Below are 14,769 nucleotides of genomic sequence, written 5' to 3' on the forward strand. Positions count from 1 at the left end.
GATAAATTCATTCTCTTTTACTTTCTTTTTGTGAATTATTCTTTTACATTCATTTTGAAAAGGTTATTTTTGAAATTTTATCGCATTATATACAAATAGACTACACTGTGTTATGCTTCATGTGTAAGCGTATTCAAAGAAATACGACTTGCAACATTTTAATCATAGCGCCCATCTCCTAATTGTGTAGCCCGCACAAAGTCACCAGAATAACTTTGTGCGGGCTACGTATTCATACACTTACCTTTTAATTTTTGAACGTAACTTATTCAACGTATTAAACAGGCAATATTTAGGCTTATTAATTGGCTTATAAAAATCTCCTATCAGTTCTTCGATTTGAACATTAAATCCTCTTTTGAAACGATATACACCATAATCTTCACTGTTTTCTGTGAAATCACCAGATAAACCGTAAAAATTGTAACGCTCATATCCATGCTCAAAGCAGTAGTTAATCATATACCAATGCATAGCATAAGGGCCCATAAAATGATTATATTTTTCACTTGAACCGCCTGAGAAATAGTTAATTTCATACGCATTAGCGAAGTAGACACCTGATGCAAGATTTAAAATCTGGCCATCCGTTTTACGTAATTCACTTACTTTTAACATCTCATTTTTATCATGGTCGATTTGTTTGTCTAATTCTGCAATTTTCTTTAACTGCTTGTCAGATTTATTTTCTTTAGCCATCATTTGGTCACGACATGTTTCTTTATCATTTAAACTATCTTGCAATGATGTAATATATTCATCTAAATCTATATATGCTAGCGGCACTAACGCTTTCTTGCCATAATTTTTAATGAAGTTTTTGAAATATTCATCTGTTTTTGAAACAAAACCTGTACGCGCTTCCGTTTCACGATATAATTCCAAAAATTGATCAAATTCATCTTCACGTAAAAATTTCACACGAATACCATAATTAATCGCTTTATTAACATTACGTTTACGCTGACTATCAAATTGCTTTTTAATCGTTTGTGGTGTTTGAGCTTTAAGATTTAAAACGCCCATCCAACGCACTTGACTGGATGTGTCATAAGATGTTGTAAAACCGTGGTGTTTATAGCCATGTGATTTAAATAATTGTACTAATTTTTCATTAGGTTCATTTTCAGGTAAAGGTTTAATATCTTTATCATACGCACGATACAACCAGTAAGGGTCCATTTTGACATACAAACATTTATTTTTTTGTAAATAAGTCTCAAGCTCTTTAAGATAAAAATCGACAAGCCCAAGATCTGAATAATCCATCACTGGACCTCGATTTGAATAATAGACATAACTTCCCATCGTAGGAATTTTTGAAAATAGACTCGCTGCTAGAATTTGATTATTTTCACCTTTAATACCTAGTAATACAACTTGAAACCCGTCTGCTTCACGTGTTCCAATATTTTCTTTAACTTGGAAATAGTGGCTTTCTAAAGCAGGATTTTGTACAAATTGGTCATATTCTTCAACTGTTAGCTCTGTAAATTTCATACCAATGAATCCCCTTCTTTTACATTACTTTCTATTTTTTATTTTTTTGAGTTGTGTATAAACTTGATACGCAAGTTTATTAATCGGTTTAACGAAATCGCCTACGTATTCGATGACATCTGCGTTAAAGCCTTTTTTAAATTTTACAACACCGGCATCTTCAGCCTCCTCTGAAAAATCACCACTTACGCCGTAAAAGTTATAACGCGGTATGCCATGCTCAATCGCATAATTAATCATTTTCCATTGAATCGCGTAACTACCAGCAAAATGACGAAATTCATTTGATGTCCCACCAGCATAGTATACAACTTCAAATGGATTAATTATAAAATACGCTGCAGATATTGGTAATTCGTTACCATGTTCAGCTTGAAGATGTTGCGCCTCTTCTACTTTCGAGAGAAGTGCCTCAAGTTGTTGTTCAAGGTTCTGCTTTTTATTATATGCTTTCTTATTTTCAGGACGCTTTTCTATGTCTTTTTCAGCTTTTCCAATTTCTTTTCTTAAAATGGATTCTTCCTCTTTTAATTCTTCAATATATTCATTGAAATCGATATAGGCAAGAGGCACTAATACACGTTCTTTATAATACTTATAACGATCATAATAGAAATCATCGTCACGATCCAAAAAGTCTTTCGTTTCAGAAGTATCCTCCATAAAACTTCTGAAAATGTGTAGTTCGTCTTCTTTTAAGAATCTTACTTTCACACCATTTTTTTGAACTTTTTTCGTATTACGTTTTCTTAAACTGTCCATATTATTAAGTACATCTTTAGCAGTTTTGCCCTGTAAATCTAATACAGAATGAAATCGAATTTGTTTTATAGGGTCAAATCCGACAGTGAAACCTTCATGTTCATAGCCTAAGTTAGCCATTTTATCAAAGATCCAATCATTGTTAAATCGTTCTAGAACCTCTCCGTCATGATTGCGTTTTAACATCGGTAAATATGGATCAACTCTTAAATAAAGCGCACTATATTTTTTAACATAAGCTGCAAGTTCGTTATAAAAATAATGAACTAATTCTTTATTTTCATAATCAATGATGGGCCCACGATTACTATAGAAATACTTGAAAAATTTCATCACAGGTGTAGCTGTAAGTAAGCATGCCGCAAGCACATTGTTTTGGTTGTCTTTGACACCTACAAGATGTGTCTCAACCCCTTCTGCTACTTTTAATTCATAATTCCCCACCATTTGCGTGAAATGGCTATACGGCATAGCATCTGAAAATGCTTCAAATTCTGCCGTTGTTAAATTTGTAAATTTCATTTTATGACTCCTATTTTTCTATCATTTTTGTTATTTATAAGGGTACTCAACGTTTTTGCGCGTTTATTTGAAATGGTTACTATTCCATTTAATAACACATTACGTTATCAGCTATGATATGATATTCGTCCGTGCTTTTCTTAACCTAATAAATAGCACGTATTATTTTAAAACAATACGTTTTCATCATTGTTTTTGGATTTTATCTCACTATATTTTAACGCATTCCGTATTAATTAGCCAATATGACGTAAGGATTTATGATGACTTCTTTATCTGCAGTATTTTTACGATGTACTATTGCAATAAAACGCTTTAAAATGTTAAAATGTCAGAAAATTATTACAACAGGCGGTGATGATGATTAATCTATTTTTTGTCGGCTTAGGTTTAATCGGTGGGAGTTTAGCGCGTAATTTAAAGTATTTTTATGAAGATATTCATATTATAGCTTATGATACTAACCCCGACCAACTACAACGCGCACACTCAATGGGAATTATAGATGCGATGACAACGGACTATGCGTACGGCTTAGCTCAAGCGGATATCGTCATATTTGCGACGCCAGTTCAAACAACTACACGTTACCTTAAAACAATGACAGCTTACCCAACGCGCCCCGGTTTAATCGTTACAGATACAGGAAGCACCAAATCTACAATCCAAGCTTTCGAAGCAAAATTACTCGAAAAAAATATACATCTTGTTGGTGGTCACCCTATGGCCGGAAGTCATAAAAGTGGTGTACTGAACGCTAAAAAACACCTTTTTGAAAATGCCTATTATATTTTAGTTTATGATTTGCCTGAAAATGATGCAGCTTGTGAGACGATAACTACCCTACTAGGACATACACGAGCTAAAATTATTTCTATGACTGCTGATGAGCACGACTATATTACAGGCATTGTTAGCCATGTCCCCCACTTTATCGCGTCTAGTTTAGTCAATTTAAATGCCCATTATGCCTCAAACTCAGATTGGGTTCAACAACTTGCGGCAGGTGGTTTTCGTGATATGACACGTATCGCTAGTAGTAATCCTGAAATGTGGCGTGATATATCGCTAGAAAACCGCCAGCATATTTTAACGATAATGAAAACATTCCTAACGCAATTTAAAGAAGTCATCGCCCTTCTTGAGCAACAAGACGAAAAAGGATTGCACCAGTTTTTTGATAATGCCAAACAATATCGAGATCAACTTCCAAACCGTAGTTTAGGGGCAATGAATAGTAACTTTGATTTATACGTTGATATACCAGACCAATCAGGTGCAATATCCCAAGTTTTAGACCTCATACATGCGCATCATATTTCTATTCGTAATTTAAGAATTTTAGAAGTTCGCGAAGATATTTATGGTGCTTTACGCATAAGTTTTAAAACAGCATCAGATCGCGATGCTGGCAGACGCGCACTTGCACCACGATTTGACACATATATTAATTAACTCATGTATTAATGGGTTTCGAGCAGTATCTTCACGCTGAGTGCAACATTTCATGGGTTTTTCGCTTCGTAAAGCTACTGCTCCCCTTAAACGCTAATTTATCTCTTTCAAACTCATTTTCTAAGTTTACATAATATAATTATATTCAAGTTGCATTTTAAACTTTATTATTGATAAGAATATGCCATAGCTTTCTCTAAAGCCTCCTCCCGTCGACGCTGATATTCATCTACAAACAAATGAAGTTGGCTTTCATTGTCTGCTGCAAATTGTGACAATGACACGCAAAGTTTACAGTATAATTTCGATTTGTCACAATTTTCATCCGCTAAACGCATTACCGTTCGAGTGAAATCTCGCGTTGAATGCGTCGCGTACGAAAGTGTGTATTGCTTAGAAGTGTTTTCTCCATCATTATCAACAAATGAAAAATGAATTGTTTTCGCCAATTGTTTTCGTGCCTTTAAACGACTGGCTAGCTACTCAATTAATTTACGCATTACCACTTTGGCTTCTTCATATGTATGCATTCTCATTAAATTCTGCTGATTACAAATTGATGGTTCGATGATTTGATACATATGGCTAATTTGGTTTTGGTCAATCCCATTGGCATGTAGATGCAAATCCACACCAGTCACACCAAAATCGCGCTTTAAATAAGCGTATGGATATTGTGCGAGTTGTCCTACATTAAAAATCCCTCTTTGATTTAATTGCTTTTCTGTTCGTTGATTAATTCCCCAAAAATCGCGCAAAGGCTCAATTTTCCATAGCTTGCTTGGAACATCTGCGTAGCGCCATTCGGCAATATGGGTTTCACTATCTCTCGCTTCATGCTCTGCGGCGATTTTACTTAACAACATATTAGGCCCAATGCCAATTGCACATTGAATGTTTGTCTCTTCTAAAATTTCCTCAATCAACCTTTCACAAAAAGACATAAGTGTTAAATTAAAACGCGAATAACTATCGGTCACATCCATAAAAAATTCATCAATACCACATTGATGCAAATTTTCTGCAGGGATATAGCGTAATACAATTTGAAAAATCTTTAAGGACCGTTCAATATATTTTCCCATATTGGGATTAATAATATAAATATCTTTTCGATGAGGGATTTCAAACAATCGTGAGCCTACTTTAATCCCTAACTTTGTGAGTTCTGGCGTAGCTGAAAGTACTATAGCATTCTTACGCTTTGTATCTGTAACAACTGCCAACTTTGCAGTTAATGGATTAAGCCCTTTTTCAATACACGAAACACTTGCGAAGAAACTTTTTTGATTAATACATAATATGTCTTTTTGCTCTAATAAACTGTAATCATACAACCTAATCCCCCCAATTTCTATAACAAATAGCGGATGATTTTATTATATACGAACGTTTGTTCTTATTTCAATAATTAAGGAACGTTAGTTCTCTTTCAGCATAAAAAATAGAACTAGAGACGCTTGCTTCCAAACCTTTTATTCTACACTAGCAATAGTAGAATAAAATCAAGCATTGTCCTCTAGTCCTATGATTTTATTATTGTTGTGTCACGTAGGGTATATGCGCTTCAACTTCCTCATCAATACCTAAATCAATGTATACATGTGCCTTCAAGTAAATTTTACTATCTTTGCATTGAAAATTAAGATTTTCAGGTTTGAAATCGAACTTTACTTTTTGAGTATCACCTTTCGCGACAGTGAATCTTTCATCAAGCATAAAGCTATCTAATTCATTCTCAAGTTGTGTAAATTCACTTGTTTCGTCTTTATTGTCGTATCTTTCGATCAACTTCACTGCTGTATGCGTTACCGTCTGTGCACTATCTCCAGCTTTGAAGTGAATGACTCCTGTAATTGTGTCAGAAATATGATATGCTTGTTGATCTAGTCGAATATAAACCTGCATACCATTAATACCTAGTGATGCTAAAATATTTTCAAAGCCCATATTGTACCTCCGTCATTTTTTAAGTTTTCTCTATCATATATTTAATACTTTTCATTTTGCAACTCATACATAAAAAATAAAAATCACAACAGCTGATTCAAGTAAGTTACAGAGAAAGTGCTATAATAATTTAAAAGGAGGCGATAACATGCCAATCGTTACAGTTCAACTAATAGAAGGTCGTTCTGATGCACAATTAAAAGCATTAGTAGCTGAAGTGACAGATGCTGTTGAAAAGACAACGCATGCCAATCGTGAAGCCATTTCGGTAATCATTGAAGAAATGAAACCGCAACACTTCGGTGTCGGTGGAGTGCGCAAATCCGATCAATCTTAATACTTAGTATAATTAAACAAAAAGGTCAAGACGGCTATTTTAAAGCCCTCTTGACCTTTTTCAAATTAATCATTTAAAAAACGTTCGATTTGTTTTTTATTTGCTTCTTTATCAATACCAAGTGCGCTACCGCCGTCATTGGTTGTCACGTCTTCATACGTTCCTTTGACCGGCACACTTAATGTTTTAATATCTTTATCCCCACGTACAATAAAACTGATACCTGTTTGATAAATTGCAGAATCAGGCATATCTGTTGCGACATAACCACGCATAATACCTGCAAGTTTCGGCAGTTTGAAAATTGTGGAAGGTTGCACCAATTCTTGTTTTAATGCACTCATTACTTGTTGCTGACGTCTTACGCGTCCAAAATCACCTTCTTCATCATGACGAAAACGCGCGTAACCTAATAACTCTTTGCCGTTTAAACGATGCTGTCCTTTTTTCAATGAAACACCAATTTTGGCTGACATATCTTTTTCAACATCAATCGAAACACCTTCAGGACTCAATTCATCTATCATCGCTTCAAAACCTTTAAAATCTAATGTTGCATAATATTCCGGTTCGATACCTAAATTCTCTTTAAGGGTTTTACGTAAAAGTTCAGGCCCTCCGAGTGAATATGCCGTATTGATTTTATAACGATTGTATCCAGGGATATCTGCATAAATATCACGCATTACAGATACAATTTTCATATCTTTATGCAGAAAATCATACTGTGCCACCATAATAGAGTCTGTACGAGATACACCACCATCTTCACGGTCAGAACCTAAAATCAAAACTGTGGCTTTACCATCGTTTTTCGAGACCCCATTAAATTTATGTAATTTGGGTGCTTGCTTATGTTGTTTTGCAACATCAAGACCCGAACGATAACTCGAAATAGTGAATGCAATCGCTACAATTAACAACAGGATGACTGCTAAAATGATAAACGGAAGCTTACGAATACGTCGTTTTTTACGGCGTTTGACACGTTTTTGGGGCTGTTTGGGATTTCTATTTTCAAATTTATTTTCACTCATCTTATCAACCTTATACCTTCAAAATTGGGATAGTCTGTACTATAATTAATACATATTAACGTTATATAAAATTATTTTAAAAATCAAGTAAAAACTTTAAAAATCCTACTAAGGTCTAAAATAATTGGGGGAAGGGTGACAACATGAATATCAATACTGCTTATTTTGCTGGGGGTTGCTTTTGGTGTATGGTTCAACCTTTTGACGAAAACGAAGGGATTGAAAAAGTTATTTCAGGGTATATGGGAGGCCATACAAAGCATCCCACATATGAAGAAGTTAAAACCGGAGACACTGGACATTATGAAGTCGTCCGTATTGAATATGATGTAGCGCTTTTTTCATATAATAAATTGTTAGAAATTTTCTTTTCAGTCATTGATCCAACTGATGCCGGCGGCCAATTTCAAGATAGAGGTTCACAATATCAAACGGCTATTTTTTATACAAATGAAGATCAAAAGACGCTCGCAGAAGCATATATTGAGTCACTTAAACATACGCTCAACCATGATAAAGCCATCGCAACTAAAATTTTACCAGCTTCTGAATTTTACGAAGCTGAAGCGTATCATCAAGACTTTTACAAAAAAAATCCTGAACGCTACCAACAAGAAAAGATCGATCGCGCAAACTATCAAGCCAATCGTTCTCATCATTAAACATCGGACGTGACAATAGCTATAAAAATTTAAATCACACACATTTCGCATATCATCACACTCCTCCTATTAAAACGCCTGCTTTTGAGCCAATGTTTATCGGTCTCCTTGAGTAGGCTTTTTTTATAACTTATCTCCTAACAGTGTTTTACAACTTTCTAAAATCAGCATACAAAATACGGGGTAAGCACCTTTTCCAGTGCTTACCCCGTTTGTACGTATTACTACTTTATTTATATGTTTTTTCGAATAACACGTGTCACCTTAATTAGGCTTTGCCAGACGTTTTGGCGGCGATGATAAACTAAGAAGCGTGATTCCCAATCAGGATTGAATTTACTCTTATATTTGCGTAATCCTTGGAAACTGTAGAGCCCATTAAAATGCTCATATAAGCGTCCTGCAAATTTTTCTCGCATATGACCATGTGGCATTTGACCAACATTAGATAATGTTGCCATCCCCATATTAAAGTACGCATAGCCTGCATCTTTTGACCATTGAAGCATGTGTAAATATAAAGCGTCCATAAATGGAATGTCAATGGATTTATCCCAACGAATTAAATCAACAGAGATTGCTTTTTCTCCATCTATCGGCATTAGTGTACAAAATGCATCTATACGCCCTTCTTCATTCTTCAAGACCGCGATAGGCGCTGCATCAAGATAAGCACGAGAAAAATGTCCAATTGAAAAATAAAACTCTTTCTCTTCGCCAAGCCAACCCTCACTCACTTCTTTCAAGCGTTTAAAAGTGGTTTCATCAACTGGTGACTCCAACATTTCAAACGTATAACCCATCGATTCTACTTTATTGAGAGTTGCACGGAAACCGCGACGTTTTTTACCCGCAGTTGTAAAAGCTTGACCATCAATAAGTGCTTCTTCACCTAATTTAAAGAATTGGTTTCCGAAAGCATGGTATAAAGAAAGATACTTCTCTGAAACTTGGTAAAAAATCACTTCTCCTCCTAAATAAGTCGTGTGATTATAAAATTTTTCTAAAAGTTCTGCAAAGTGCTCTTCATTACCAATTGGATCACCTAACACAATATAAGAATTACGGTAGTAACGATACATAATAAAAGCATCTTGTTGTTCATTTACAAACGTATTTTTGTCACCGCTAAATAACAAATGACTTAAATAATGCCCACCGTATTGCGCCAATATTTTTTGACCTACCTCTAAGTCTACACTTTCTCGAGGCATACGATAACGACGTTCAAATATATAAATGATACCGCCTACTATCATTGACATTCCAATAATTGATAACCAGAACGTAGAGCGCAAAATAAAATCATCTACTTTTTGCGGAGGCGCTTCAATAGCTATTAAAAATTCCTTCACAAGACTTTGATTTATATATAAAATGGTTGCACTGATGACTACAATGTAAATGATAGACTTGAGCCGTATCGCACGTTTTAATACATGTGATTTGAGATACGCGAAAACTAAAGGGACTAAAATCAAAATCGCTATTATAAGCCCTATTGACAGACCATAAACGTAAAAATTAGAAATAATGAGGATACATAATGCGACAATAACGAAAAGTATTGCTCGCTTACTTCGATCGACAATTCCACGTAAGTTTAAAATTAAAATTAAACTCGCACTTACATTAAAAACATATAAAATAGCAATTAATGTATGATGCTTAAGGTGAGATATATCAAAAATAATAAAGAAGTTAGCTAACAAGAATACAATACTTGTGACACCCACCAACACACTTAATATGAAAGATGGAAACGTATTGATAAAGTCTTTTTGAAACGATAATAGGAATCCTGTAACATCTTTTGCTGGTACAAAAAAACGCGAATCTGAAATGTAGCTTTTAGCAAGTGGACCAAATTCAAATATCGTCATAATAAGTGCGATAAATAATGGGAAGAAATAATAAGCAAAACGATATACTAATAACGCTAAAATAATTTTTTCTTCAGGAATACCGATATATTTGAGGCCTAAAATCACTATGACATCGAATGCACCCAGACCACCAGGGATAAAAGAAGCTAAACCTGAAATCGCAGCGACGATAAAGATACTCAACACTACAGGGAAGGGTGTGTTAGCACCTACCATATGTAAAGAAAAATAAAGTACGACACTGGCACAAATCCATTCTACACTTGAAATTACAGTAAAAACAGAACCTAGCCAACGCGCTTTTTGATCAATTGGCGATATTAAAGAAACGATAATAAAAGCAGGTAGAAGTAATGCTACAATATATAGCAACGTTTTTACCCAAACACTTGCATTTTCTAAAAAGCTCGCATCTAATACGTGCGTAACGATTAATAAGGATAAAAAGCTTAACCCTGTGAGCATAGACGTTAACATGTATGAAATAAACTTAATGAGTTTCTTTTTTTCACTTGAATAATTGCTGTAAAACCAAAGTCTCACTCCAGCACCAATAAAACCACCAAAACCAATAATGTTGTTAAAAGCATTGACAATATACCCAACGCGTAACGCTTTGAATTTAGATACAGGTAGTTTAAAACGCGCTACTAATATCCAATCAAAAAGTGAAAGTAGGAGTAACGCAAATGCACCAAGCGCGAATAATCCTAATAATTCAATTCGATTGATATGATTAAGAAGAACAAATGTTTTTTTAAAGTCCACATTTGAGAGTTCATTAATCAAAACTTTCGTCACGATAATCATTAATATCACGACAAAAGCAACTTTTAAATATCTTACTATATTTTTATTTAAAGACATACGACACTACCTTTCTGAATGATGATATGCTCAAGGGTTGAAATGTTATCCATCATTGTGTTCCTATCGTCATAAACGTATGATTGAGCATATAATGCTACATGAATATCATATGAAATTGCAAGTCTCGTACAAAACATCATATGATATTCATTGCCTTCTACAAAATTTTTAAAGTCAAGTCACATTTTAAGAAGATTGTTTCTCTGATTTAGAAATCGTATACGTTTCTTCAGGCATTTCATATTTACCAGCATCTTCTGCATAATATTTATTGTAACGACGTTTAAAAAGTAGGAAGAGGTGCGACACAAGTACTTTCAATATTGCATAAGCTGGAATACCTAATATAACACCAACAACCCCAAGTAAATTACCAGCACTTAATAATACGAAAATGATAGTGAGTGGATGAATTTTTAATGTTTTACCCATTACATTGGGAGATATAAAATGTCCTTCTATAAATTGTACTGCTGTCCAAACGATAATCAATTTGATTAACATAAATGGCGAAGTAATAATAGAAATTATGATAGCTGGTGAAATCGCTATAGTAGGTCCTAAATAAGGCACTACACTTGTCACTGCTGCAATACTAGCAAGTACTAGTGCGTAATCTAAACCGATGATGGAATAGCCAATAAATAGCAATACTCCTATACAGAAAGAAACGATAATTTGTCCTTGAATATAGGAACCAACTTGATGACTCATTTTATCTAGCAAATCGTGAACATCTTTGCGAAATTTAGGAGGCGTAACTTTATTAATAAATCCTTTAAATCTATGCCCATCTTTAAGCATAAAGAATAATACAAATGGCACTGTAATCAATACAACTGTTGCATTAACGAGCGTTTCAGCAAATGTGCGAATTCTAGGCGCAATATTATCGGATATTTTTGGAAGGCGTTCTTGCAACGTTGTTAACGTACTTTCAATTTGTGTAGAATACTTTTCTAAAAACGGAAAATGTATGATACGGTTTGCAAAATCAGTTACTTTTTGAATATACACCGGCGCATTTGTAATTAAACGATCCAGTTGGATGGATACAAGAGGAATTAATAAATTAACAATTAATGTTATAATCCCTGCAATACCTACAAATAAAATCGTAATCCCCCAAATACGTTTAATATTATACCGTTCCATCAAATTAATGATTGGATTAAACAAATAAAATAAAATTAGTCCAATAATAATTGGGGCAGCAACCGTATTAAATACAATGATAAACGGTTGAAACACATAAGAAACTTTATCAAAAATGAATATTACAATACCTAACAGTATGAATATCATTAAAGCGAAGAGTAAATCTTTACCGCCAAAAAATTTCATAAATCGACTTTCACGAAAATCAAGGTTTTTACGTTCAATGCCTTGAGTTTGCTTTTGTTCAGACATATATCTCTCACCTTACTTTACTTAAATTAATTATAGTGTATCGTTTTTTTGAATAAATTAAAACGTATAACGCTCTCATGGAACTTTAATTTTATCTTAGAATTGTAAACGAGATAGAAATAAAATTAATTTCATCGTTCAATCCAATAAAGCTCTCTAAATAACCCATAATCTAAAGATGTCCGCTATCTTATATGGATCTCATTTTATAACGACCCCATTTGTATGATTCAATTCACCCAACAAAAAAGCGCCTAAGCACATGGTTTATCCATGTACATAGACACTTTCATCGCTAATTAAACTTTAAATAACGTATCACCAAATTGTAAAGTTTGTGCTTCTTCAGCAACGATTTCTTTAATCTCACCTTGCGTTAAAATGATTGGTGTAATATCACTTTTCGCATTTTCACGAATATATTCTAAATCAAATGTGAGTAATACATCACCTGTTTGAATCGTTTGACCTTCTTCAACTTGCATTGTAAAACCTTCACCATTTAATTTTACTGTATCTAAACCAACGTGAATTAATAATTCAACACCCTCATCAGAAACTAAACCAATCGCATGTTTAGTTGGGAAGAACATTTGTACTTTACCATTAAATGGTGCACGTACTTCGCCTTTAGACGGCTTAATTGCAATACCATCACCCATCATTTTTTCACTAAACACTTGGTCAGGCACTTCAGATAGTGGAACGAATGATCCTTCAAGTGGTGCAGCGACTAACGTATTTTCAGCCTTTGTTGCCTCATTGTTTGTTTCTACTACAACAGGTTCATCATCGTGATCATTAAGCGACACCGGTTGAACTGCTTTACCGTCCATAACATGCTGCATTTCATGCTTGATTTGATCAGATTTTGGTCCGAAAATCGCTTGCATATTGTTACCCACTTCTAATACACCTGAAGCTCCTAAATCTTTCAAACGCGCAACATCAACTTTGCCTTTATCTACAACTTCAACACGTAAACGTGTAATACAAGCATCTAAATGCACAATATTTTCTTTACCACCCATAGATTCTAGAACGGCGTATGGTAATTCACTCGCTTCAACAGACGCCGCATCTGTTTTCTTATCTTCACGACCTGGCGTTTTATAATTCAATTTTGTAATTAAGAAGCGGAAAATTGTATAGTAGATTACACCATATACTAAACCTACTGGAATAACGATCCACCAAGCAGTTTGGTTAGGTAAAATACCGAGTAGTACGTAATCTATAAAGCCTCCAGAGAAGGTATAACCTAAATGTACATCAAGTAAGTATAAAATTAAGAATGATAAACCATCAAGAATCGCATGAATAAAGAATAATAATGGTGCTACGAATAAGAATGAGAATTCTAACGGTTCAGTAATACCTGTCAAGAAAGACGTTAACGCTGCTGAACCCATTAACCCCGCAACTACTTTTTTGTTTTCTGGTTTCGCAGTATGATAAATCGCTAATGCTGCTGCTGGCAAACCAAACATCATCACTGGGAATTCCCCTTGCATGAATTTACCTGCTGTTAAATTTGAACCTTCACGAATTTGCTCTAGGAAAATACGTTGGTCCCCTTTAAAAATCTCACCTGCTGCATTCGTATATGAACCAAATTCAAACCAAAATGGTGCATGGAAAATATGATGTAAACCAAAAGGAATTAATAAACGTTTAATAAAACCAAATAAAAATACAGCTAACCCTGCGTTAGAGTCTAATAATCCTTCACTAAAAGCGTTCAAAGCAGTTTGAATTGTTGGCCAAATTAAAGCCATAGGAAAAGCAAGAAGAAATGATAATGTCGCCATCATAATAGGAACAAATCGTTTACCTGCAAAGAACCCTAAGTAAGTTGGTAATGAAATATTATAGAATTTGTTATAACACCATGCTGCTAATGCACCGATAATAATACCGCCAAACACACCTGTTTGTAATGTTGGAATTCCAAGTACGCTAGCATAACCTTTTTCTGCATGACTCGCCATTTCAGGTGTAACATGTAAAAAGGCACCCATCGTTTTATTCATAATGACAAAACCTACAAAAGCCGCTATGGCAGCTACACCATCCCCGCTTGCCAGTCCAATTGCAACCCCCATTGCAAAAATAATCGGCAAGTTATCAAAAATAACACTACCTGCCCCTGTCATCATCTCTGCAACACTCTGTATACCTGGATTTTGAATAAACGGAAGATACTGTTGTAACGCCTCCCCTTGTAAAGCCGCACCGAACGCTAGAAGCAAACCTGCAGCTGGTAAAATCGCAACAGGTAACATTAACGCTTTACCTATACGTTGCAACTGTCCAAATAGTTTTTTTCCCACTGTAATACCTCCAATTTTTATGAATCACACACAAAAAGGCATGAG

At 34.6% G+C, this 14,769-nt stretch carries 10 protein-coding genes and 1 pseudogene; 3 read left to right on the plus strand and 8 right to left on the minus strand.

The features are described from left to right. Positions 1–240 precede the first annotated feature (240 nt). On the minus strand, positions 241–1,500 hold the full coding sequence (locus LN051_RS06400; RefSeq protein ID WP_229291719.1) for an aminoacyltransferase: 1,260 nt from the start codon (positions 1,498–1,500) through the stop codon (positions 241–243). 24 nt (positions 1,501–1,524) lie between these two features. Continuing rightward, a complete protein-coding gene (locus LN051_RS06405) occupies positions 1,525–2,784 on the minus strand; it encodes an aminoacyltransferase (RefSeq protein ID WP_229291720.1) in 1,260 nt (419 codons plus the stop codon). A 360-nt stretch (positions 2,785–3,144) separates the two neighbouring features. Between LN051_RS06405 and LN051_RS06410 the strand changes: the two genes are divergently transcribed. Then, positions 3,145–4,239, plus strand: coding sequence for a prephenate dehydrogenase (locus tag LN051_RS06410; protein WP_229293635.1), 1,095 nt, complete (start codon positions 3,145–3,147; stop codon positions 4,237–4,239). A 185-nt stretch (positions 4,240–4,424) separates the two neighbouring features. On the opposite strand, the pseudogene LN051_RS06415 reads toward LN051_RS06410, so the two are convergent. Next, a pseudogene (locus tag LN051_RS06415) lies at positions 4,425–5,576 on the minus strand (Y-family DNA polymerase); the annotation flags it as partial. 199 nt (positions 5,577–5,775) lie between these two features. After that, on the minus strand, positions 5,776–6,189 hold the full coding sequence (locus LN051_RS06420; RefSeq protein ID WP_229291721.1) for a sporulation protein: 414 nt from the start codon (positions 6,187–6,189) through the stop codon (positions 5,776–5,778). A 148-nt stretch (positions 6,190–6,337) separates the two neighbouring features. Here LN051_RS06420 and LN051_RS06425 point away from each other — a divergent pair, with 148 nt between their 5' ends. Continuing rightward, positions 6,338–6,526: a 2-hydroxymuconate tautomerase gene (locus LN051_RS06425; protein WP_229291722.1), complete on the plus strand. Its 189-nt coding sequence runs from the start codon at positions 6,338–6,340 to the stop codon at positions 6,524–6,526. 65 nt (positions 6,527–6,591) lie between these two features. Here LN051_RS06425 and LN051_RS06430 read toward each other — a convergent pair whose 3' ends face one another. Next, entirely contained in the window at positions 6,592–7,563 is a 972-nt protein-coding gene (locus tag LN051_RS06430) for an LCP family protein (protein WP_229291723.1), read from the minus strand. 143 nt (positions 7,564–7,706) lie between these two features. Between LN051_RS06430 and msrA the strand changes: the two genes are divergently transcribed. After that, positions 7,707–8,225: a peptide-methionine (S)-S-oxide reductase MsrA gene (msrA, locus tag LN051_RS06435; protein WP_229291724.1), complete on the plus strand. Its 519-nt coding sequence runs from the start codon at positions 7,707–7,709 to the stop codon at positions 8,223–8,225. A gap of 233 nt (positions 8,226–8,458) precedes the next feature. Here the strand turns inward: msrA and mprF are convergent, their stop codons facing one another. From mprF to ptsG, 3 genes are all read right to left on the minus strand, one after another. Continuing rightward, on the minus strand, positions 8,459–10,978 hold the full coding sequence (gene mprF / locus LN051_RS06440; protein WP_229291725.1) for a bifunctional lysylphosphatidylglycerol flippase/synthetase MprF: 2,520 nt from the start codon (positions 10,976–10,978) through the stop codon (positions 8,459–8,461). A 189-nt stretch (positions 10,979–11,167) separates the two neighbouring features. Continuing rightward, entirely contained in the window at positions 11,168–12,391 is a 1,224-nt protein-coding gene (locus tag LN051_RS06445; protein WP_229291726.1) for an AI-2E family transporter, read from the minus strand. Between the two features lie 299 nt (positions 12,392–12,690). Then, entirely contained in the window at positions 12,691–14,724 is a 2,034-nt protein-coding gene (ptsG, locus tag LN051_RS06450) for a glucose-specific PTS transporter subunit IIBC (RefSeq protein WP_229291727.1), read from the minus strand. Positions 14,725–14,769: the final 45 nt, after the last annotated feature.

This window comes from Staphylococcus ratti (assembly GCF_020883535.1).
GTDB lineage: Bacteria > Bacillota > Bacilli > Staphylococcales > Staphylococcaceae > Staphylococcus > Staphylococcus ratti.